The organism is Pseudomonas sp. PWP3-1b2 (assembly GCF_049896045.1).
Classification (GTDB): domain Bacteria; phylum Pseudomonadota; class Gammaproteobacteria; order Pseudomonadales; family Pseudomonadaceae; genus Aquipseudomonas; species Aquipseudomonas antarctica_B.
Window position 1 is genome coordinate 129,117 of record NZ_JAFCTN010000005.1, and the last position, 21,850, is coordinate 150,966.

A 21,850-nucleotide genomic window follows, 5' to 3' on the forward strand; every position below is an offset into this window, starting at 1 on the left:
AACATTGATCGAGAACCCCATGCCTCAACCGCGTCCCTACAAAGTTGCACTCAACGGCTACGGCCGCATCGGTCGTTGCGTCTTGCGTGCGCTGTTCGAGCGAGGGGCGGCGGCCGGGTTTGAAATTGTGGCGATCAATGATTTGGCCGACATGGCCAGCATCGAATACCTGACACGCTTTGACTCCACCCACGGCCGCTTTCCTGGCGAAGTGCGGGTTGAAGACGACTGTCTGCACATTAATGGCAACTGCGTGCAGGTCTTGCGCAGTGCCACCCCCGAAGGCATCGACTGGCAAGCACTGGGCGTCGACCTGGTGCTGGAATGTTCCGGTGTCTATCACACCCGTGCCGATGGCCAGCGTTTTCTCGACGCCGGCGCACCGCGTGTGCTGTTTTCCCAGCCGATGTCCAGCGAGGCGGATGTCGACGCCACCATCGTCTACGGCATCAACCAGGATTGCCTGACCGGCGATGAGCTGCTGGTGTCCAACGCGTCCTGCACCACCAACTGCAGCGTGCCGCTGTTGCGCCTGCTGGATCAGGCGATCGGCCTGGATTACGTGTCGATCACCACGATTCACTCGGCCATGAACGACCAGCCGGTGATCGATGCTTATCACCACGAAGACCTGCGCCGCACGCGCTCGGCGTTCCAGTCAGTGATTCCGGTGTCCACCGGCCTGGCCCGCGGCATCGAAAGATTGTTACCGGAACTTGCCGGGCGAATTCAGGCCAAAGCCGTACGGGTGCCGACGGTGAACGTGTCCTGCCTGGACATCACCATGCAAACCGTCAGCGACACCGACGCGACTGAGGTCAACCGTATCTTGCGTGACGCCGCCACCAGCGGCCCGCTCAAAGGCCTGTTGGCCTACACCGAGTTGCCCCACGCCAGTTGTGATTTTAATCACGACCCGCATTCGGCGATTGTCGATGCCAGCCAGACTCGCGTTTCCGGCCCACGGCTGGTGAACATCCTGGCGTGGTTCGACAACGAATGGGGTTTTGCCAACCGCATGCTCGACGTGGCAGAGCACTATCTGCACATCGCCTCATCCAAATCTGCCCTTTAAATAAGTCAATTCAGGAACTGCGACCCATGACCGTGTTGAAGATGACCGACCTCGATCTGCAAGGTAAGCGCGTACTGATTCGCGAAGACCTCAACGTCCCAGTCAAGGACGGTGTTGTCACCAGCGATGCGCGAATCCTGGCCTCGCTGCCGACCATCAAGCTGGCCCTGGAAAAAGGCGCGGCCGTGATGGTCTGCTCCCACCTGGGTCGCCCGACCGAAGGTGAGTTCTCCGCCGAAAACAGCCTCAAGCCTGTCGCCGACTACCTGAGCAAGGCTTTGGGCCGCGACGTGCCGTTGGTGGCTGACTACCTGGGCGGCGTTGACGTCAAGCCGGGCGACATCGTGCTGTTCGAGAACGTGCGCTTCAACAAGGGCGAGAAAAAGAACAGCGACGAACTGGCCCAGCAATACGCGGCCCTGTGCGACGTGTTCGTGATGGACGCTTTCGGCACCGCACACCGCGCCGAAGGTTCGACCCATGGCGTGGCCAAGTTCGCCAAGGTTGCAGCGGCTGGCCCACTGTTGGCAGCTGAACTGGATGCACTCGGCAAGGCGCTGGGCGCTCCGGCGCAACCGATGGCTGCCATCGTCGCCGGCTCCAAAGTCTCCACCAAGCTCGATGTGCTCAACAGCCTGAGCGCCATCTGCAACCAGTTGATCGTCGGCGGCGGCATCGCCAACACGTTCCTGGCCGCAGCCGGCCACCCGGTGGGCAAGTCCCTGTTTGAGCCGGACCTGCTCGACACCGCCCGTGCCATCGCCGCCAAGGTCAGCGTGCCGTTGCCGGTGGACGTGGTAGTTGCCAAGGAATTCGCTGAAAGCGCCGAAGCCACCGTCAAGCTGATTGCTGACGTGGCCGACGACGACATGATTCTGGACATCGGCCCGCAAACCGCGGCCAACTTCGCTGAACTGCTGAAGTCGTCCAAGACCATCCTGTGGAACGGCCCGGTCGGCGTATTTGAGTTCGACCAGTTCGGCAACGGTACCAAAGTGCTGGCCAAGGCCATCGCCGAAAGCTCGGCTTTCTCCATCGCCGGTGGCGGCGACACTCTGGCGGCCATCGATAAATATGGCGTTGCTGACCAGATCTCCTACATTTCTACCGGTGGCGGCGCATTCCTCGAATTCGTCGAGGGCAAAGTCCTGCCAGCCGTTGAAGTCCTGGAAACCCGAGCCAAAGGCTAAGGCTCGTGATCCGGAAAAGGAGCATTCCCATGATCAAGTCGTTGGTACTGGTGATCGCAGCGGGCCTGTTGGCCGGCTGCGGCAGCACGCCACGCGCGGTACCCGACGCTGAAAAGCCCGGGCCTTCGCAGAAAAAAAGCTGCTACCAGGCTGACTGGCAGGCCGAGACCATGCCGGTGATCAACAAGCGCATCGGCAACGAGCGGCTCGAGGAATACGACGCCGCGCCCAACGGTCAGGAACAGGGTTGCCCTTGATGGGTCTGATCAACTAACCCACAGCAGTGGCGGCCCCTGGGCCGCCGTTCGAGGATTGGCAATGAAAGGCGTTTTCGCCCTGGCAGCCCTGGCCTTGTTGGCCGGTTGCAGCAGCATGAACATGTTCAGCAACAAGGCAGAGCCTGCCGACAAGTGGACCACCTGGACCTGCGACAGCAAGGCCGAGGTCAACTGGCGCTTTGCCAATGCGGCCCGCAACGAGGTGGATGTGCGCCTCGGCGGTTCCGATCAGGTGTATCGCCTCAAACAAGACGTTGCCGCCTCGGGCGTGCTGTACAGCGACGGCCAGTTGGCGTTTCACACAAAAGGTGAGGAAGGCCTGGTTTACTGGGTCGCCACCGATGATTTGATTGGGCGCGGCTGTAAAGCTCAATAGGCTCTCAAATCTGATGAGATCCAATGTGGGAGCTGGCTCCAAACAGGGAATTGAGTCAGCAATAACGATTCAGCAGCTCAAGCCTTAACCTCTTGATCTGCAATAACTTGAATAGCAGCCGCCGCTACGGCAGGCTTGCACGATTAACGACCCTCTACCGGGAGAGACAACACAATGGCACTTATCAGCATGCGTCAAATGCTGGACCACGCAGCCGAGTTCGGCTACGGCGTTCCAGCCTTTAACGTCAACAACCTTGAGCAGATGCGCGCCATCATGGAAGCCGCTGACAAGACCGACTCCCCAGTGATCGTCCAGGCCTCGGCCGGTGCCCGCAAATACGCCGGCGCGCCGTTCCTGCGTCACCTGATTCTCGCTGCGATCGAAGAATTCCCGCACATCCCGGTGTGCATGCACCAGGACCACGGCACCAGCCCTGACGTGTGCCAGCGTTCCATCCAGCTGGGCTTCAGCTCGGTGATGATGGACGGCTCCCTCGGCGAAGACGGCAAAACCCCAACCGACTACGAATACAACGTACGCGTCACCCAACAAACCGTGGCCATGGCTCACGCCTGTGGCGTGTCGGTTGAAGGCGAGCTGGGCTGCCTGGGTTCCCTGGAAACCGGTATGGCCGGCGAAGAAGACGGCATCGGCGCCGAAGGCGTGCTGGATCACAGCCAGATGCTGACCGACCCGGAAGAAGCCGCCGACTTCGTGAAAAAGACCCAGGTTGACGCCCTGGCCATCGCCATCGGCACCAGCCACGGCGCCTACAAGTTCACCAAGCCGCCGACCGGCGACGTGCTGGCCATCGACCGCATTAAGGAAATCCACAAGCGCATCCCGAACACCCACCTGGTGATGCACGGTTCTTCCTCGGTGCCCCAAGAGTGGCTGGCGATCATCAACCAGTACGGCGGCGACATCAAAGAAACCTACGGCGTACCGGTTGAAGAAATCGTCGAAGGCATCAAGTACGGCGTGCGCAAGGTCAACATCGACACCGACCTGCGCCTGGCCTCCACCGGCGCAATGCGTCGCCTGATGGCCACCAACCCGAGCGAATTTGACCCACGTAAATTCTTCGGCGCCACCGTGACCGCCATGCGTGACGTGTGTATCGCGCGCTACGAGGCCTTCGGCACTGCCGGCAACGCTTCGAAGATCAAGCCGATCTCACTGGAAGCCATGTACCAGCGTTACCTGAAAGGTGAGTTGAACGCCAAGGTCAACTGATTAATTACAGGTGTAGCGATATAAAAACCCGTCGTCAGACGGGTTTTTTGCATTTGAAAAGGCGTCAGCTTTTCTTAAGGGCAATGTTGTAGGCTGTGCCGGCACCTGGCCCGCCGGCCTCAACACGAACGGTACCTTCTAATTCAGAGTAATTTCTGTCGAGCGATCTCATAGTAATACTGAGTACGACATTGGCCGGCTCGCCGGCTTGCGCTCGAAGCGTTAAGGATAAAGCGGACTCATCCATTACGTTTTCATAAATGAAAGAGCCATCAACTTCAAACTTGCGGCCGGAATAATCCATGCTGGCTTTACTTATAGTGCCTGTCTGCGGGTCTGATGAAGTAATTGTCAGGGTGGCGTCATTTTTCACAATGGCATCATTTACGGTCCCTTTGTAAGTTCCGTTCGGATTATCCTGGCCCATATTTTTCACCGTTCCTGTGTGTGCGAGGTTTTTAAGATTTGGAATGAGCGTGTTTATTCTTCAGTGATAATTTTCTTGTTTCGTCCATGAGGCTAGTGTGTAAATGGTTGTGTGTGACCTGTTATAAATGACAGTTACTTATATTTATTTCGAATGGTAGGCGGGTGTTTTTGGCTTTTTAATTTTGGGCCGCGTCCACAACGGTGTCTGAAATAGTTGCGGGTTGGACGTCGCCAGGCTGCGGGTGACGTGTATTAATCCAGAAATTAAAAAGCCCGCAGCGATGCGGGCTTTTTTGTGGCCGGGATTTGATCAGGCGGCGTCAGGTGTATCGAAACCGCGGTGTTCGATCACGCGGAACACGTCGCTCACGTCCTGCACCAGAATGCGTGCAATGTTGGCGACGTTATTCAGGTCGCGCTCGGCGAAGTCCGGCAGGCTGGAGCAGGCCATCAGGTTGAGGTGTTCAAGGGCCGCGTTGAGGCGCTCGCGCAGGCAGGCGTGGAGGTCGGGCAGTGGGGCTTCGCTGTCGATCAGCAGTACGGCGGAGTCGGTGGCGGTTTCGGTGCAGGGGTAGAAGCGGCGGGGCGGTTGTTGTGGCTTCATGGCAAATATTCCTCGTATCTAAAAGGACTACCGCCGTTCGCTGCGAAACGAATGGGTGGTAGCTGTGTGCGGGTTCGCAGACCGAGGATACGAGGAACCCGGCAGACCCGAAGGTCTCCCACACACAGCCACCATAAGATAAACGTCGGGCGCAAAAGCGCTCATCGTTGCAGTCATGATGCTTGGTTACACACGTATCGTTAGGGCTGCGAAACCCTATCGCTGTTCAATGCCAGCGACGGGGCGAACTATAAGCGGCCATCTGGCTTGTCGCAACGGCCGTGTAGGACGCAGAACCCCTGTGGGAGCCGGGCTTGCCCGCGATGGCGGCGTGTCAGTCACTGAAGATGTTGCCTGATACACCGCCCTCGCGGGCAAGCCCGGCTCCCACAGGGATCATTGGCCTGTCCTAAACAGTGATTGATCTCTGGTTCGTTAGGATAAGACCTACACGATAGTGAGCGATGCTCACTCGTGATCAATATCCAGCTTCGCAAACGTCACCCGCGCGCCTTCCTTGCTGTTGCCGCTGTTGTCCTGCACATACACCCCGGCCTTGAAATACAACGGCTTGGCGCCCCACGCCGCGCCAATGCGCTCGTTCCATTCACCATCAGCGGCATACACGCTCAACAGCCCGGCCTTGTTGAGGTTGATGACGTAGGTGAAGCTTTTTTCCAGCGGCACATTGGACGCCACGGTGATCACGCGGCCTTCGCCGTCGTCCGGGCGCATGCGCACCTTGGCGACGATATTGCCGGACTGGGTTTTTTCCTTGAACTGGTATTCGAGTTTGATCAACGGCTTCTGGCTGTCGTAGGCATGAATCTGCCCAATCACGACCTTGCCCGTGGAGGGCAGCTGATTCACCGTCAGGGTGGCGCGCAAAAAGTTGTCGGCATCCGGGTAGGTCCAGTTGCGCAGGCGGCCATCGGCATAGGTTTCGCGCAATTCGCTGCGCGGGTAAATAGCGTTTTCGGTGCGGGTACCGGTCACGGGTGTCCAGAATTGCACGTTGCTGCCTTCGGCCTGGAAGTACTGGTCGTTGAAACCGTTCATCAGCTTCGGGGTGTCGATGGTCGTCGGCGGCGAGCCGACAGGAATGCTCAGGTTCCAGGTGGAAAGGTCGATCATGACGTTGGCCTTATTGCAGAAGTGAAGGCTTTGGCCCGTGGGCCAGACAGGTTCTTTATAGTGCGTGTTAAACCACTTGTTAAACTTTGCCTGGCAATTTATTGGCGTCAGAGGAGTGCCAAAAAGCCATGTTTCCCATGGTACGGGGTGTGTAGGGCCTTACCGTTAGTCGGCTTCCTGAGCTTTGGCGCAATGATGGCACCGACGTCACTTCTGCTTTTTTAGAACCGAGGCTAGAGTGAGGCCTCAGTTTTTGTCCGGTCTTTTTTTATCAGATATGACCGGTGCAGCTTCTTAAGGAAGAGACGTAGCATGGATTGCGCTCCACACCTCGGCGATGGCAGTTCGGTTCTTCTGGTGGTCGATGACTACCCGGAAAACCTCATCAGCATGCGTGCGCTTTTGCAACGGGAAGATTGGCAGGTGCTCACCGCAAGCTCAGGCCTGGAGGCGTTGGAACTGCTGCTTGAGCACGACGTGGACCTGGTGCTGCTCGACGTGATGATGCCCGGCATGGACGGCTTTGAAGTCGCCCGGCTGATGCGCGGCAGCCAGCGCACGCGCATGACCCCGATTATTTTCCTGACCGCCAACGCGCAGTCGCCCGCTGCGGTGCTGGAAGGCTATGCCAGCGGTGGGATTGACTACCTGTTCAAACCGTTTGACCCCACTGTCCTCAAGCCCAAAGTGCAGGCTCTGCTCGAGCACCAGCGTAATCGCCGGGCCTTGCAGCGCCTGAGCCATGACCTGGAGTCCGCGCGCGCCTTCAACGCCTCGGTGCTCGACAACGCCGCCGAGGGCATTCTGGTGGTGGGCGAGGGCAGTGTGATCGAGTACGCCAACCCGGCCATTTCACGGCTGCTCAATGCCACGATGGCGGAGTTGCAGGGTGAGAGCTTTCTGAGTTTCCTGCAAAAACCCCACGTGCCCGCCTGGCTCAGTTTCCCCATGTACGAGGCGTATCGCAAAGGCGAGACGTGGCGCCAGCACGACGCTATTTTGCGCACCGGCCGTGGCCAGCAGGTGCCGGTGGCGTTGTCCTGCGCGCCGTTGCCCGCCGAGCAGCATGCGATGGTGGTCACGGTGCTGGATATGTCCGAGGTGCGCCACCTGCACCAGCAACTGGAGTTCCAGGCCGTGACCGACCCGCTGACCGGGTTGTTGAACCGGCGCGGTTTCCACCAGGCCGTGGAGAACACCCTGCTGCGCAGCGAACGCAACGGGAATGCGCTGGTGCTGTTGTACCTGGACCTCGACGGGTTCAAGCGGGTCAACGATTCGTTGGGTCACGACGCGGGTGACCGGGTATTGCGCTGGGTGTCGGAGCAGATGCAGGCGTGTTTGCGTTCCTACGACATTCTGGGGCGCATGGGCGGTGATGAATTTACCGCGTTGCTGGAGCTGGAATTCCCGGAGCAGGCGGCGAAGATTGCGGAAAAACTGATCGAACGCGTGTCGGTATGCCAGCAGGTCGACGGCCTGGATGTGATGCTCGGCGCCAGTATCGGCATTGCAACGTTCCCGGACTGTGGCTCGGATTTGAATGGTCTGCTGCGCGCAGCGGACATCGCCATGTACGAAGCCAAGCGTGCAGGGCGTCAGCAATATCGCTATTACGATCAGGAAATGAACGGCCGCGCCCGCTCGCGTTTGATGCTTGAAGACAGCGTGCGCACCGCTATCCAGAACAAGGATTTCACCCTGGTGTACCAGCCCCAGGTATCGCTCGAAGACGGACGCTTGCGCGGCGTCGAGGCGCTGTTGCGCTGGCAGCACCCCAGCGTCGGCGATGTGCCGCCGGGGCTGTTCTTGCCGTTGCTGGAAGAAGCGCGGCTCATCAGCCAGTTGAGCGCGTGGATCTACCAGCAAGTGGCGGCCCAGCGTCAGGCCTGGCAAACCACATTCGATGAAGAATTGGTGCTGAGCGTGAGCCTGAGCAGCAGCCAGTTCAACATGCCCAACCTGGCCACTCAACTGCAGCAGGTCCTTGAGCGACATGGGTTGCAGGGCCGGCAACTGGAGGTGGAAATCAGCGAAGACAGCCTGATGAGTAACCGGGATGAGTCGGCCAAGCAGCTCAAGTTGTTGCGTCAGATCGGCATCCGTATCGCCCTGGATGACTTCGGGTTGGGGCACTGCTCCCTGGCCCATCTGCGCGATCTGGAATTCGATACGCTCAAGCTTGACCCGCAACTGGTGGCTCGACTGCCGGGCTCTACGCGGGACGCGGCGATGGCCCGCAGCATCATTCAACTGTGTGGGCATTTTGATGTGGTGGTGATTGCCGAGGGCGTGCAAACCCTTGAACAAGCTCGCTGGCTCAAGGCCAATGGTTGCTCGTTTGCGCAGGGGTCGTGGGCGGCGCAGCCGTTGATGGCGGAGGAAATGGTCACCTGGTCCCACCCTCGTCTGCTTTGAATTCGCTACACTGGCGCCCATTCCAACCGTGTTGCAGACCCCATGACCGCGCTGAAATACCTCCAGGCCTATCCCGCAGCGCTTCAGGAACAAGTGCGCCAACTGATCGCCAAGGACCAGTTGGGCGCTTATCTGGAGCAGCGTTACCCCGAGCGCCATGGGGTGCAAAGCGACAAGGCGTTGTACAGCTACGCGCAGGCCCTGAAGCAGGAACACCTGCGCAATGCGCCAGCCATCGACAAAGTGCTGTTCGACAACCGCCTCGACCTGACCCACCGCGCCCTCGGCCTGCACACCACGATTTCGCGGGTGCAGGGCGGCAATCTCAAATCCAAGAAAGAGATCCGCATTGCCTCACTGTTCAAGGAGGCCGCGCCGCAGTTTTTGCGCATGATCGTGGTTCACGAACTGGCGCACTTCAAGGAATCGGACCACAACAAGGCCTTCTACAAACTCTGCGAATACATGATGCCGGGCTACCACCAGGTGGAATTTGACCTACGGGTGTACCTCACGTATCGCGACTTGCAGGGCAAGCCCTAACTCATCAGGCGACCGACCATGGACGTGAGCAAGACCAAGAGCAGCTTCTACCGCCGCCTGTACGTGGCGTACTTGATTGACAGCCAATTGGCGAGCAGCGTACCGGCGTTGACCGACGCCACCGGCATGCCCCGGCGCACGGCGCAGGACACCATTGCGGCGCTGGCCGACCTGGATATTGTGTGTGAGTTCGAGCAGGAAGACGGTGCCCGCAACCATGCCGGGCACTATCGGATTCGCAATTGGGGGGCGATTGATCGGCGGTGGATCGAGGCGAACCTGGCGGTGATCAAGCAGGTGTTGGGGTATCCCTGAAACAAGGGATGACGGGTCTGGCCCCATCGCAGGCAAGCCAGCTCCAACACTTGAAGGGTTCACACGGTCAAAATGTGGGAGCTGGCTTGCCTGCGATGGCGTACTCAAGCCGCCCGGCGCATACCAATGTGTGGAATATCATCCTCCAGGTATTCCTCACCCACCGCTACAAACCCATAGCGCCCGTAATACCCCTGCAAATGCGCCTGGGCTGACAGAAAAATCTCTGTCTCGGGCCAGATATCTTCTATTTGCTTGAGGGCTTCTTCCATCATCTGATGGCCCAACCCGGTGCCCCGCGCCACCGGCGCCACGATGACTCGGCCAATCACCACATCACCGCCCTGGGTCTGCGGGTCCAGCAGGCGCAGGTACGCCACCAGTTCATCGTTTTGCCAGGCCATCAGATGGTGGGTGTCACTCGACAGGTCCTGCCCGTCGAGGTCCTGATAAACGCATTTCTGTTCGACGACGAACACCTCGTTGCGCAAACGCAGAATGGCGTACAGCTGCTCTTTGCCCAACTCAACGTGATGTTTGCAGACCCATTCAACGGTCATGGTGTGTTCTCTTGTGAATGCCTGTGCCGATAGTAAGCGCGACGGGCTTTTCTGTCTAAATTGAGCATTTTTGTGAATGGCGTCAATTTGCCACCATTCAGGCCTATCGCCGCTGACTTCTTTGTGTAATCTCAGGTGCAAGCTCATTGATGAGCTACTGTTATCAGGCCATCGCCTGCCCGCCAAGGACCTTGAGCATGCCGCGATTTTCTCGTGCCGTTGCTTTGATCGCACTGTTACTAGTGGCCCAACCCGCTTTCGCTCAACGTTTGCGCCTGGTAGCAGATGCGTGGCCTCCCTTTACCGATGCCACCTTGATCAATGGCGGGTTGGCCACCGATATCGTCACCACGGCGTTGGCCCGCGCCGGGTACGCCAGCGATTTCGAGCAGGTGCCCTGGGCGCGGGCGCTGATGGGCGTAGGTGATGGCCGCTACGATGTGCTGGTTAACGCGTGGTACGACGACGCCCGCACACAGCTGGGGCAGTTTTCCGGCGAATACCTGCTGAACCGCGTGCGCTTTATCAAGCGCCGGGATGACCCCATCGATTATCAGAACCTGGAACAACTGCACGACGAGTCCATTGCCGTGGTGCGCGGCTATGCCTATTCGGCGCCGTTTGACCAAGACACGCAATTAAAGAAAGTCCCTGTGCATAACTTCGCCATGGCCGTGCGCATGCTCGCGGCGCAGCGTGTTCGGCTGACGTTGGAAGATGAATACGTTGCCCGGTATTACCTGGCCCGCGAGTCACTACGGGTGCGCAATACGGTGGAGTTTCTGGACAAGCCGTTGAGTGAGAACAGCCTGCATATTTTGGTCAGTTTGAAGCACCCGGAGCATGCGCAGATCGTCGCCGGTTTCGACCGGGAGATTGCGAAGATGAAGGCGGATGGCAGTTATGCGCGGTTGATGAAGGCGCATGGGATGTAGGGTTCTTCAGGGCCCCATCGCAGGCAAGCCAGCTCCCACCTGTTGAATTGCGAATACGTTCAAATGTGGGAGCTGGCTTGCCTGCGATAGCGATTCAAGCCGCGCTGGTGTCTTTGATCAAATGCGCCCCCAGCGTGCGCAACGGCCCCAACTGCCGGCAAATCAACGCCAGCTGCGTCTGCACCAGCCGCTGCCCTTCATCGATCTCATCCGGCATCTGCTCCAGGTCCGCCGCCAACGCTTCTTCAGCATCACTCTGAATCGCAATCGGCTGCTTGTTCGCCAGCCCCGTGGCGATTTCATCAATGCTTGCCGCCAGGGAATTACCCGCGCCTTCGATCAAATGCTCGCGCACTTCAGCCGGCAATTGCGTTTCCCGGTGCGCGCCCAGCCCAGACAAATAACTGAGCAAGGTGTGCGACAGCACCAGGAAGCGGAAGCCCACGTCCGCCTCTTTGCGAAAATGCCCCGGCTCCATCAGCATATTGGCCAGGGTGGTGGACAGCGCAGCATCGGCGTTGTGCGCGTTGCGCCGCGCCAGGCGGTAGGCCAGGTCGTCGCTCTTGCCGGCGGCGTATTGCTGCATGATTTGCCGCAGGTAGATGCTGTTGCAGGTGAGGGTATTGGCCAGCACCTTGTTCAGGCGGCGGCCTTGCCAGTCGGGCAGGAACAGGAACACCGCCAGGCCTGCGATCAGGCTGCCCAGCAAGGTATCAAACAGGCGTGGCAGGAACAGCCCGTAACCGTCGCCCACCTGGTTGAAGCAGAACAGCACCATCAAGGTGATTGCCGCGGTGGCCAGGGTGTAGCGCGTGGTGCGGTTGATAAAGAACACCAGGCCGGCGGCGATGGCGAACATCGATTGCACCAGTGGGTTGGGGAACAGGTCGAACAACGCCCAGGCGATGGTCAGGCCGATGGCCGTGCCGATGATCCGCTGGCCGAGTTTGCGCCGGGTGGCGCCGTAGTTCGGTTGGCACACGAACAGGGTGGTGAGGATGATCCAGTAGCCCTGGGACGGGTGGATCAAGTGCACCATCCAATAGCCGATACTCAGCGCCAGCGGCAGGCGCAGGGCGTGGCGGAACAGCAAGGACGTTGGCGTCAGCTGGGTTCGCAGGCGTGTCCACATCTCCCTGAAGTTGCGCGGTGCACGGTCGAGCAGGCTGCTGTCGGTGGCGTCGGCGAGGGAGTCGGGGTTGCTGGCGTCGCCGAGCAGGCGGTCGAGTGTGGACAGGTTGGCCGCCAGCGCGCGCAACGAGCGCAGCAGGCCGCGCCATGCGGGGTTGCTCTGGATGCGCAGGTGTTCCAGCGAGGCGTTCAGGTCGCCCAGGGCTTCGGCGAAACTGTCGTCATAGATAAACGGCTGGCGCAGCTGGATCGACTCGGCCAGCGCCTGGCAGGCCTTGCCTTGCTGGCGCAGCAGGCGCTGGCAGCGGAACAGCACGTCGCTGTGGAAGAAGGCTTCCGCCAGCGCGTTATACGGGTAGTGCGACGAGCTGGCGCGCTCGTGGATGTCCTGGGCGAGGAAGTACAGCTTAAGGTAACGGCTGACCTTCGAGCCCGGTCGACCATTGCCTACGCGGTGCAGGATGATTTCCTTCGCCGCATTCAGCGCTGCGACGACCCGGCCGTTTTGCTGGGCCAGTTCCAGGCGGCGCGCTTCCACATCCAGTTGGCGGATCGGTTCAAACAAAGAGGACTTGAGCTTGAGGTAACGGCCCAACTCGCGAAACAGGCGCGCCAGGCTTTGCTGCACCGGCTGGTTGGAAAACAGCGCCTGCCACAGCACCGACAGCACGCCGTACCACGCGGCACCGGCCACCAGCAGCAGCGGCTCATGCCAAAAATCAGTGACCGCGCCGCCGCGCTGGTCCACGCCGATCATGGTGTACACCGACAGAATCAGCGTCGCTGAAGCAATCGCGCCATAACGCTCGCCCAGGGCGCCGAGCATGGTCAGGCAGAAGCTGGCCAGGGCCAGGGCAATCGCGAAGATCCAGGGATAGGGGAAAAGCAGCTCCACCGACAATGCGGCAATACTGAAACACACCAGCGTCACCGCCAGGGCATTGAGACGGCCTTGCCAACTGTCATCGGTCTCGGCCAGGGCGCTGGCGATAATCCCCAGGAACAGCGGGATCAGCAACCTCATTTCATTCTGGTACCAGCACAGCGCCATGCTGCCGGTGAGGGCGATGAATACCCGTACGCTGTAACTGAATTTATCCAGCGCCCACAGGCGCCGCATGGACTGCTTGAATGAGGTCGATGACATGAAGTCTGGAGTCTTCCGGGACAATGCCGCTAAATTGAGCCATCAGTGACGTCACGGCAAGCGTGGCGATCACATCTGCCAGCAAAATTTATTGCATGCGCCGCCAAACCAATGTGGGAGCTGGCTTGCCTGCGATAGCGGCGGTGAATTCACTACCGCTATCGCAGGCAAGCCAGCTCCCACATTTTGACCGAGTGCAGCCTTTTGTCAGGCGTATTGCGCGGCGGCGTATCCTGAGGCCCAGGCCCACTGGAAATTGAACCCGCCCAGGTGACCGGTCACATCCAGCACTTCACCAATAAAGTACAGCCCCGGGCTTTTCAGCGATTCCATGGTCTTGGACGACACTTCCCGCGTGTCCACCCCGCCCAGTGTCACTTCGGCGGTGCGATAGCCCTCGGTGCCCGCTGGTACCAACTGCCAATTGCCGAGTTTTTGCGCGATGTCGGCGATTTCGGCGTGAGTGTACTGCTTCATCGGCTTGGACACGAACCAGGTCTCCGCCAGCAGGTTGGCCATCTTCTTGGTGAAGATTTCGCCCAGCAGGGTTTTCAGCTCGCTGTTCGGGCGTTCGGCCTGTTGCTGCTGCAGCCAGTCGTGAGCGTCGTGATCCGGCAGCAGGTTGATCTGCACCGTGTCGCCGGGTTCCCAGTACGACGAAATCTGCAGGATCGCCGGCCCGCTCAGGCCACGGTGGGTGAACAGGATATTCTCGCGAAAGCTCTGGTCGTTGCAGATCACCAGGCAGTCCACAGACGTGCCGGACAATTCGCCACACATCTCCTTGAGCTGGTCAGTGATGGTGAACGGCACCAACCCGGCGCGGGTTGGCAGCAATTCATGGCCGAACTGTCTGGCCACTTGATAACCAAACCCGGTGGCGCCCAGGGTCGGAATCGACAGGCCGCCCGTGGCGATCACCAGGGATTCGCAGCGCAGTTCGCCCAAGGTGGTCTGCAACTGGTAGCCACCCTCGACTTTGGCAATTTCTTCGATCGAAGTGTCCAGGTGCAGACTCACGCCGGTCTGGATGCATTCGTCGAGCAGCATGCCGAGGATGTCGCTGGACTTGTTGTCGCAGAACAGCTGGCCGAGTTTCTTCTCGTGGTACGGCACGCCGTGCTTGGCCACCAGCCCGATGAAATCCCACTGGGTGTAGCGGGCCAGGGCGGACTTGCAGAAGTGCGCGTTGTGCGAGAGGAAGTTGGCCGGCTCGGTGTACAGGTTGGTGAAATTGCAGCGGCCACCGCCCGACATGAGGATCTTCTTGCCGGCCTTGTTGGCGTGGTCGATCAACATCACTTTGCGCCCACGCCCGGCGGCGGTCAGTGCACACATCAAACCTGCGGCGCCGGCGCCAATGATCACAACTTCGGTCGAGCGCACAGCGGTGTCCTCACAAAAAAATAGGGGGCTCAAATGCAATCAAAACTGTGGGAGCTGGCTTGCCTGCGATGAGGGCGGTGAATTCACCACCGCTATCGCAGGCAAGCCAGCTCCCACATTGATTCGCTTCCTTCAACGGGAGCGCGGTTTTCTTACAAAATACGCACGCGCAACGAGCGGCCTTTGATCTTGCCGTCGTTCAAACGCTGCAGCGCCTGCTTGGCGATCCCGCGTTCAACGGCCACAAATGCCTGGAAATCAAAGATCGCAATCTTGCCAACCTGGGCACCTGGAATGCCGGCATCGCCGGTCAGTGCGCCGAGGATGTCGCCTGGGCGAACCTTGTCTTTACGGCCGGCGGCGATGCACAGGGTGCTCATCACGGGCAGCAACGGGCCACCGCTTTGCGGCTTGAGGTTGTCCAGTTGGTCCCAGTTCAGCGGCGACTTCTGCAGTTGCTCGATGGCCTGGGCGCGGTGTGCTTCGGACGGCGCGACCAGGCTGATCGCAATGCCCGTCTCACCGGCACGGCCAGTACGGCCCACGCGGTGAATGTGGATTTCCGAGTCGCGGGCCAGTTCGACGTTGATCACCATGTCCAGCGAGTCAATGTCCAGGCCACGCGCAGCCACGTCGGTGGCAACCAGTACCGAGGTGCTGCGGTTGGCGAACATCGCCAGCACCTGGTCACGGTCGCGCTGTTCCAGGTCGCCATGCAGGCCGACGGCTGAAATGCCCTTGGACGTCAGGTGATCCACGGTTTCCTGCACTTGCTGCTTGGTGAAGCAGAACGCTACGCACGAAGCCGGGCGGAAGTGCGCCAACACCTTGGTCACGGCGTCCATGCGCTCTTCCGGCGAGATCTCGTAGAAACGCTGCTCGATCTGGTCGTCGGAGTGGAACGCTTCGGCCTTCACTTGCTGCGGCGCGCGCATGAATTTCGAGGCCAGCTGCTTGATGCTCACCGGGTAGGTGGCCGAGAACAGCAGGGTCTGGCGGCGCGGCGGGGTCTTGCTGATGATGTCTTCGATGGCGTCGTAGAAGCCCATGTCGAGCATGCGGTCGGCTTCGTCGAGGATCAGCGTGTTCAGGCCGTCGAGTACCAGCGAACCCTTGCGCAGGTGCTGCTGGATACGGCCCGGTGTACCAACGATGACGTGGGCGCCGTGTTCCAGCGAGGCGATCTGCGGGCCGAGGGACACGCCGCCGCACAGGGTCAGCACCTTGATGTTGTCTTCGGCACGCGCCAGCCGGCGAATTTCCTTGGCAACCTGGTCGGCCAGTTCACGGGTCGGGCACATCACCAGCGCCTGGCAACCGAAGTAGCGCGGGTTGATCGGGTTCAACAGGCCGATGCCGAAGGCGGCGGTCTTGCCGCTGCCGGTCTTGGCCTGGGCAATCAGGTCCAGCCCCTTGAGGATCACCGGCAAGCTTTGCGCCTGGATCTGCGTCATCTCGACATAACCCAGCGAGTCGAGGTTAGCCAGCATGGCGGCGGACAGGGGCAAAGTATTAAAAGCGGTGGCGATGGTAGTCACGGGACTGGCTCTGCAAAACAAAATGTCGCGCAGTGTACCAGCCCTGTGGGATTTTCCCCGCAAGTTCTAGACGAGAAGCCTGTTAATGCTCGATATCGTGCTCGCGGCTGACCACCCGTTTGCCGTCTGTAGGCGACAGTTGCAGGAAGATCGCCGCTGCCAGCATCGCCATGATGCCCACGGTGAGGAAGGTCAGCTGGAAGGCGCCGAGCACGCTTTCCACGCCATCGTTGCCGGTCTCCAGGGTGAACCCGCCGAGCAGCGCACCGGCGCAGGCCACGCCGAGGCTCAAGGACAATTGCGCCACCACCGACAGCAAACTGTTGCCGCTGCTGGCCTGGGCGTCGTCGAGGTCGATGAGGGTGACGGTGTTCATCGCGGTAAATTGCAGGGAGTTGACCGCGCCCAACACCGCCAGCATGCACAGCAGCAGCGGGTAGGGCGTGTGCTCGCTGACCAGGCCCATGCTGGCGAGCATGATGCCCAGCAACAGCGTGTTGCCGGTCAGCACCACGCGGTAGCCCAGGCGTTCGATCAGCGTGCGCGCAATGGACTTGGCAAACATCGCCGCCGCCGCCAACGGCAACATGCTCATGCCCGCTTCCGACGGCGAATACCCCAGCGCCACCTGCAACAGCAACGGCACCAGAAACGGCAATGCGCCGCTGCCCAGCCGCGCAAACAGGTTGCCAAGAATGCCCACGGCAAAGGTGCGCGTCTTGAACAGCACCGGCGAGAACAGCGGGTTATCGATATGCCCGGCGCGCAGCCAATACGCCGCCAGGCACGCCAGCCCGCCGAACAGCAGCAACATCACCCGCAGGTGCGGCAGGTGCAGTTCGCCCAAGCCTTCCATGGCAATGGTGATCAGCACCATCGCCGCGCCAAACAGCAGAAAGCCCACACTGTCAAAGCGCGTGCGCTCGCTGCCGCGCAGGTCGGGGATGAGCTTCCATACGGCGTAGCAGCCGATCATGCCCACCGGCAGGTTGATCAGGAAGATCCAGTGCCAGGTCAGGTATTGCACCATCCAGCCGCCCATCGTCGGGCCGAGCAAAGGGCCGAGCAGGCCGGGAATGGTGATGAAGCCCATGATGCGCACCAGTTCGGAGCGGGGGTAGGCGCGCAGTACGACCAATCGCCCGACCGGCAACATCAGGGCACCGCCCAAGCCCTGAATCACCCGCGCGCCCACCAGCATGGTCAAGCTGCTGGACAGTGCGCACAGCAGCGAGCCGATGGTAAACAGCATGATCGCGCCGAAGAAAATCTTCTTGGTGCCGAAACGGTCGGCCACCCAGCCCGACGCCGGGATCAGCAAGGCGACGGTGAGCATGTAAGCGATCACCACCCCTTGCATGCGCAGCGGGTTTTCCGCGAGGTCCCGGGCCATGGCCGGCAGCGCCGTGTTGAGAATCGTCCCGTCCAGAGACTGCATGAAGAAGGCAATCGCCACCACCCAGGGCAACCAGCGGGCGGTCTTGGCATCGAGCGGGACGCGATTCGGCATGAAGAACCTTTTGTTAGCAGGCTATGTGTTGGCGATTATGCGCCATCCGTCACTCCTTTTCCCACTGGCGGTTCGTCTAAATCCGACAACTTTGCGTGCTCTCCCACCAAAAAATCCAACAGCGCCCGGTGTACCGACAACGCGGCTTCGCGAGACTCCAGATCAAGTAAATGCCCGGTGTGTTCGGCGACCGCAAACGTGCTGCGGCCCACGTATCTTTTAAACAACTGCGCGTCGGCGGCGGGGGTGTATTCGTCCAGCGTGCCGTTGAGGAAATGCACGGGCGTTTCGATCTGTTTGAGGGTCGGCAAGTAGTTGCCATCGCCCAGGGCCAGCACCTGATGGATATGAAAGCGCGCCTGGCGGTACTCGGTGGTGGCCATGTTCGACAGGTGCCGATGGTTGTTGCGCTTGAGGCGCGGTGACAGGTACTTGCCCACCGTCTCGTTGAGCAAGTGGCCGACGGCGGATTTGTCATCGGCCTCGATCAACACACGCACCCGTTCCACGTAGTCGAGCATGGCTTGGTTAAGGTTGGGCGCCAGCGCCATCACCACTGAACTTTCGATGGAGGGCGGGTTTTGGGCCAGGGTCAGCAGCGTGGAGATGCCGCCCCAGGACGCCGACACCAAGTGGTTGACTTCAAAGCGCTCCACCAGCGCCCTGAGGATTTGCACCTCGTCGTCCTTGGTCACCAGGTCGAGGTCGGCGTTGTGTTCGCGGGAGTAGCCGGAGAACGGCAGATCGAACAGCAGCACATTGAAGTGTTCCGCCAGGCATTTGCTGGTGCGGGCAAACGAGCGGGTGGTGGAGAGGGCTCCGTTGACCAGCAGGACGGTTTTTTTGTTCGGGTTGTTACCCAGTCTTTCAATGTGAACGTTGTAGTGCTTGAACAGCCTTTGAATGACAAAACTTCCATGGTTCATGTCAACGCTCCAGCTTGCCTTATCCTGGGCAAGGTCGTGCACACACACGCGCGCACGCGGGTTTAGGTGGCGGAATGCCACTAACCGTTATAGCGAGGTTTTTTACAGGCGACAACAGGCCGAGCGGTGATAAGTGTTAGATGAGATTTTGCGGTAGGAAGGGGTAAAGCGGGATGTCGGAAATCAACACAAAACAGTGTGGGAGAGGGCTTGTGTGGGAGCTGGCTTGCCTGCGATAGCATCACTGCGGTTCTACTGAGATACCGAGGTGTCTGCATCGCAGGCAAGCCAGCTCCCACACAAGTCAGCCCCACACAAGACGGGGCAAGTGGTTGTTTACAAGGTTAGCGTGAGGCGTTTTACCAGGGCTCCCGGCAGCAGATTGGAGGCGGTATTGCGCTGGCTATAGGTACTCGCCGACAACAACAGCTCGCGCTCCGCCGTCAGCGCTTCCAGTTGCGAACCCAGCAGGCTGTACACGCTGTCATCAAAGCGCATGGTGCTGACCGGCGCCTTGATCTCGCCGTCTTCCACCCAGAACGTCGCGAAGCGGGTCATGCCGGTCAGGCGGGCGGCCGGCAGGTCGGAGTAGTTCAGGTACCACAGGTTGCTGATGTACAGCCCGGTGCCCAGTTGCTTGAGGATATCGGCCTGGGCCAAATTGCCCGCCGCCACTTGCAAGGCGCTGGGGGATTCATCACTGCTGGCGCCGTTGGTGCTCAGGCCATATTCGGCGGCGCTGCGCGAGTTGATCAACTGGCCCTCGGCCTTGCCGGCCTTGATCAGCGTGACGTCACCGCGCGGGTAGCCTTCGGTGGAAAATGCCTGGCTCAACGAGCCGCTGATCTGCTCGTTGACCGTCACCAACGGGCTCAGCGATTGCTCACCGGCGTAGAGCTTTTGCAGCGAGCTGCCTTTGCTGGCGATGGCCTGGGCGGAAAAGCCACCCCAGGTGATGATGCTGAAAATTTCTTCCAGTGCCGCCGGGGCGAGGTAGGCGCGGTATTGGCCGGGCGCCAGTGGGTGCAGTGGGCGGCCGAGAAATTCGAGCTGCTCGCGGGCCTGCTGGAAGCGCGCAGCGAACTCGGCGCTGTCCCAGGTGTGCCCGGCGTAGCTGGCTTTTACCGCCTCGCCATTGGCGTGGAACAGGCTGAAATCGAAGTTGAAGCTGTTCGCGCGGTGCCAGCCAAACGCGCCGTCGGAGCTGGCAAAACCACGGGTGATCGGGCCGGCGGCGTAGAAGCCGACCAGGTCCACGCCGTCGGCGGCGCGGCGGATGTCTTCCAGTACCAGGGCCAGTTCCGGCAAGGGCCGGGTCTGTTCGTTGTTGCTCTGCCAGGCGTTGTGATTGAGCAGCAGGTACGGGTCCTGCGGCAGCAATGGCAGCGTTTCGCGCAATTGCTGCAGGCCATCGGCGAGGCGTTGGCGGTCCAGTTCCGGCTCGCCGGACAAGGTGATACCCAAGTCGGCGTGGCGGCCGCCGTCGATCAGTTTCAGGTTGAGACTGGCCTGTTGCACCTGCCCGGCCTGACGCACCTGAGCATGGTTGAAACGCACGAACTCGGAGGCTTCATCGGCGTAGCCCAGGTGAAATTGTTCCTTGTCGGTGACGGCTTCTTTGAGCCATTCCACCAGTGCCTTGAAGTTAGTCATCAGGCATCTCCCCCAAATACGTCGACATTGCTGAACACACAGGCCGGCGAGGCGTGGCCGACGCGGATCACCTGGTTCGGCTCGCCCTTGCCACAGTTCGGCGTGCCCAACACCTTGAAGGTGCTGGCGTCGCCGACGGCGCTGAGGTTGCGCCAGAACTGCGCGGAAATCGCGCGGTAGTTCGGGTTTTTCACCACGCCCTTGAGTTCGCCGTTTTCGATCAGTTGGCCCCATTCGCAGCCGAACTGGAATTTGTTGCGCGCATCGTCGATAGACCACGAACGGTTGGTCGACATCAGAATGCCGTTTTCGATGCCGCCGACCAGTTGCTGCAGGCTCCTGTCACCGGCCTCGATGTTCAGGTTGGCCATGCGGTCGATCGGCGGGCGGTTCCAGCTGCAGGCGCGGCTGTTGGCCACGCCGCTCATGCCTGAACGAAACTGCGACAACGCACCGCCCAAGGGTTTGAGCAACAGCCCTTCGCGGATCAGGAATTGCTTGCTGGCGGCGCTGCCCTCGTCGTCATGGCCGTAGCTGGCGAGCTGTTCGGGGATGTCCGGGTCGAAGGTCACATTGAGCAACGGCGAGCCGTATTGCAGGTGGCCGAAGTCGCTGGCTTTCACAAAGCTGGTGCCGGCGTAGTTGCGCTCGTCACCGAGGATGCGGTCCAGTTCCAGCGGGTGGCCGATGGACTCGTGGATCTGCAGGATCATCTGGTCGGGCATCAACAACAGGTCGCGCGGGCCGTTGGGTGTGTTTGGCGCGAGCAGCAGTTGCAAGGCTTCGTCGGCGATGCGCGGCGCGGCGCCCACCAGGCCAAAGCGGCTGATCACGTCAAAGCCGCCTTGCTGGCCGAAGTTGCTGCCACCCAGGGTGCGGGTCTGGCTGTCATTGCCGTCGTAGGCGGTGACGTTGACGCCGGGGAACACAAAGCGCTGGGCCTGGCGCAGTTCGGCGCCGGCACTGTTGAGGTAGATCTGCTCGACGTGGGTCAGGCCCAGGCTGACTTCCCAGTTCACCAGGCGCTCGTCCTTGGGCACGGCGGCCGATTCGTTGCCGAGCAATTGGTAGCAGTCGCTCAGGGACGGGAAGGGCTGGTCGAGGTCGGGCGACAGGTAGTCGGCCACGTCGCTGGAGACGTGTTGGTCGCGCAGGTCGAGCAGGGCGTGAGGGTTGATCTGCCGGGCTTGGTGCTCGGCACGCTCAAGGGCGGCTTGCAGGCCCGTGAGGGAAATGTCGTTGGTTGCGGCGTAGGCTTCCACACCGTTGAGGCGCACGGTGAGCATCGCGCCTTCGTCGTGGTTCAGGTGGGGCGGTTCGGCGACGTTTTTGCGTACCGAGAGGTACTGGCCGGATTCGCGAACGTAGCGCAGCGAGAAGAACTCGGCACGGGTGCGCAGGGCACTGAAATGCTGTTTGAGTGTGGCGTGTTTGTCGAACATGGGGCCTTCCTTGTGGGCGGC

Annotated in this window: 20 protein-coding genes; 9 read left to right on the plus strand and 11 right to left on the minus strand. The window is 60.4% G+C overall.

Annotated elements, in window-relative coordinates; genetic code table 11:
* Window positions 1-19: 19 nt before the first annotated feature.
* From epd to fba, 5 genes are all read left to right on the plus strand, one after another.
* Complete coding sequence (epd, locus tag ACP7A2_RS05325; RefSeq protein ID WP_426133383.1) at window positions 20-1,075, plus strand: erythrose-4-phosphate dehydrogenase; 1,056 nt, start codon at window positions 20-22, stop codon at window positions 1,073-1,075.
* 26 nt (window positions 1,076-1,101) lie between these two features.
* Window positions 1,102-2,265 (plus strand): phosphoglycerate kinase, encoded by a 1,164-nt coding sequence (locus tag ACP7A2_RS05330; protein ID WP_375066524.1) that lies wholly within the window; start codon window positions 1,102-1,104, stop codon window positions 2,263-2,265.
* A 29-nt stretch (window positions 2,266-2,294) separates the two neighbouring features.
* Window positions 2,295-2,522 carry a hypothetical protein gene (locus ACP7A2_RS05335; RefSeq protein WP_426133384.1) on the plus strand — a complete coding sequence of 76 codons (228 nt, stop codon included), beginning with the start codon at window positions 2,295-2,297 and terminating at the stop codon, window positions 2,520-2,522.
* Window positions 2,523-2,583: 61 nt separating this feature from the next.
* Window positions 2,584-2,919 (plus strand): MliC family protein, encoded by a 336-nt coding sequence (locus ACP7A2_RS05340; RefSeq protein WP_348059749.1) that lies wholly within the window; start codon window positions 2,584-2,586, stop codon window positions 2,917-2,919.
* A 174-nt stretch (window positions 2,920-3,093) separates the two neighbouring features.
* The gene (gene fba / locus ACP7A2_RS05345; RefSeq protein ID WP_003177554.1) at window positions 3,094-4,158 is read left to right on the plus strand and encodes a class II fructose-bisphosphate aldolase; all 1,065 of its coding nucleotides are present in this window, start codon (window positions 3,094-3,096) and stop codon (window positions 4,156-4,158) included.
* Between the two features lie 64 nt (window positions 4,159-4,222).
* Here the strand turns inward: fba and ACP7A2_RS05350 are convergent, their stop codons facing one another.
* From ACP7A2_RS05350 to ACP7A2_RS05360, 3 genes are all read right to left on the minus strand, one after another.
* Complete coding sequence (locus ACP7A2_RS05350; RefSeq protein WP_426133385.1) at window positions 4,223-4,585, minus strand: hypothetical protein; 363 nt, start codon at window positions 4,583-4,585, stop codon at window positions 4,223-4,225.
* Window positions 4,586-4,897: 312 nt separating this feature from the next.
* Window positions 4,898-5,191, minus strand: coding sequence for a fructose-bisphosphate aldolase (locus ACP7A2_RS05355; protein WP_348059758.1), 294 nt, complete (start codon window positions 5,189-5,191; stop codon window positions 4,898-4,900).
* A gap of 468 nt (window positions 5,192-5,659) precedes the next feature.
* Window positions 5,660-6,325, minus strand: coding sequence for a polysaccharide lyase family 7 protein (locus ACP7A2_RS05360; protein WP_426133386.1), 666 nt, complete (start codon window positions 6,323-6,325; stop codon window positions 5,660-5,662).
* A gap of 312 nt (window positions 6,326-6,637) precedes the next feature.
* Here ACP7A2_RS05360 and ACP7A2_RS05365 point away from each other — a divergent pair, with 312 nt between their 5' ends.
* Genes ACP7A2_RS05365 through ACP7A2_RS05375 form a run of 3 tightly spaced genes read left to right on the plus strand, consistent with a single transcriptional unit; the run spans window position 6,638 to window position 9,601 of the window.
* Window positions 6,638-8,743, plus strand: a complete 2,106-nt coding sequence (locus ACP7A2_RS05365) for a putative bifunctional diguanylate cyclase/phosphodiesterase (RefSeq protein ID WP_426133387.1) — start codon at window positions 6,638-6,640, stop codon at window positions 8,741-8,743.
* A gap of 42 nt (window positions 8,744-8,785) precedes the next feature.
* The gene (locus ACP7A2_RS05370) at window positions 8,786-9,286 is read left to right on the plus strand and encodes a M48 metallopeptidase family protein (protein WP_348059764.1); all 501 of its coding nucleotides are present in this window, start codon (window positions 8,786-8,788) and stop codon (window positions 9,284-9,286) included.
* Window positions 9,287-9,304: 18 nt separating this feature from the next.
* A complete protein-coding gene (locus ACP7A2_RS05375; protein WP_426133388.1) occupies window positions 9,305-9,601 on the plus strand; it encodes a winged helix-turn-helix domain-containing protein in 297 nt (98 codons plus the stop codon).
* 104 nt (window positions 9,602-9,705) lie between these two features.
* Here the strand turns inward: ACP7A2_RS05375 and ACP7A2_RS05380 are convergent, their stop codons facing one another.
* A complete protein-coding gene (locus ACP7A2_RS05380; protein WP_426133389.1) occupies window positions 9,706-10,161 on the minus strand; it encodes a GNAT family N-acetyltransferase in 456 nt (151 codons plus the stop codon).
* Between the two features lie 197 nt (window positions 10,162-10,358).
* On the opposite strand from ACP7A2_RS05380, the gene ACP7A2_RS05385 reads away from it, so the two are divergent.
* Window positions 10,359-11,096, plus strand: a complete 738-nt coding sequence (locus ACP7A2_RS05385) for a substrate-binding periplasmic protein (RefSeq protein WP_426133390.1) — start codon at window positions 10,359-10,361, stop codon at window positions 11,094-11,096.
* Between the two features lie 94 nt (window positions 11,097-11,190).
* On the opposite strand, the gene yccS is transcribed toward ACP7A2_RS05385, so the two are convergent.
* The 7 genes from yccS to ACP7A2_RS05420 all read right to left on the minus strand — a co-directional run bounded on the left by yccS (window position 11,191) and on the right by ACP7A2_RS05420 (window position 21,829).
* Window positions 11,191-13,374: a YccS family putative transporter gene (gene yccS / locus ACP7A2_RS05390; RefSeq protein ID WP_426133391.1), complete on the minus strand. Its 2,184-nt coding sequence runs from the start codon at window positions 13,372-13,374 to the stop codon at window positions 11,191-11,193.
* A 207-nt stretch (window positions 13,375-13,581) separates the two neighbouring features.
* Window positions 13,582-14,760, minus strand: coding sequence for an NAD(P)/FAD-dependent oxidoreductase (locus ACP7A2_RS05395; RefSeq protein ID WP_426133392.1), 1,179 nt, complete (start codon window positions 14,758-14,760; stop codon window positions 13,582-13,584).
* A 152-nt stretch (window positions 14,761-14,912) separates the two neighbouring features.
* Complete coding sequence (dbpA, locus tag ACP7A2_RS05400) at window positions 14,913-16,250, minus strand: ATP-dependent RNA helicase DbpA (RefSeq protein ID WP_231982804.1); 1,338 nt, start codon at window positions 16,248-16,250, stop codon at window positions 14,913-14,915.
* A 130-nt stretch (window positions 16,251-16,380) separates the two neighbouring features.
* A complete protein-coding gene (gene mdtD, locus ACP7A2_RS05405) occupies window positions 16,381-17,808 on the minus strand; it encodes a multidrug transporter subunit MdtD (protein ID WP_426133393.1) in 1,428 nt (475 codons plus the stop codon).
* Between the two features lie 35 nt (window positions 17,809-17,843).
* The gene (locus tag ACP7A2_RS05410) at window positions 17,844-18,734 is read right to left on the minus strand and encodes an alpha/beta fold hydrolase (protein ID WP_426133394.1); all 891 of its coding nucleotides are present in this window, start codon (window positions 18,732-18,734) and stop codon (window positions 17,844-17,846) included.
* 336 nt (window positions 18,735-19,070) lie between these two features.
* A complete protein-coding gene (locus tag ACP7A2_RS05415; protein ID WP_426133395.1) occupies window positions 19,071-20,387 on the minus strand; it encodes a TldD/PmbA family protein in 1,317 nt (438 codons plus the stop codon).
* Window positions 20,387-21,829 (minus strand): TldD/PmbA family protein, encoded by a 1,443-nt coding sequence (locus ACP7A2_RS05420; protein WP_426133396.1) that lies wholly within the window; start codon window positions 21,827-21,829, stop codon window positions 20,387-20,389. The genes ACP7A2_RS05415 and ACP7A2_RS05420 overlap by 1 nt, the downstream gene beginning before the upstream one ends.
* Between the last annotated feature and the right edge of the window lie 21 nt (window positions 21,830-21,850).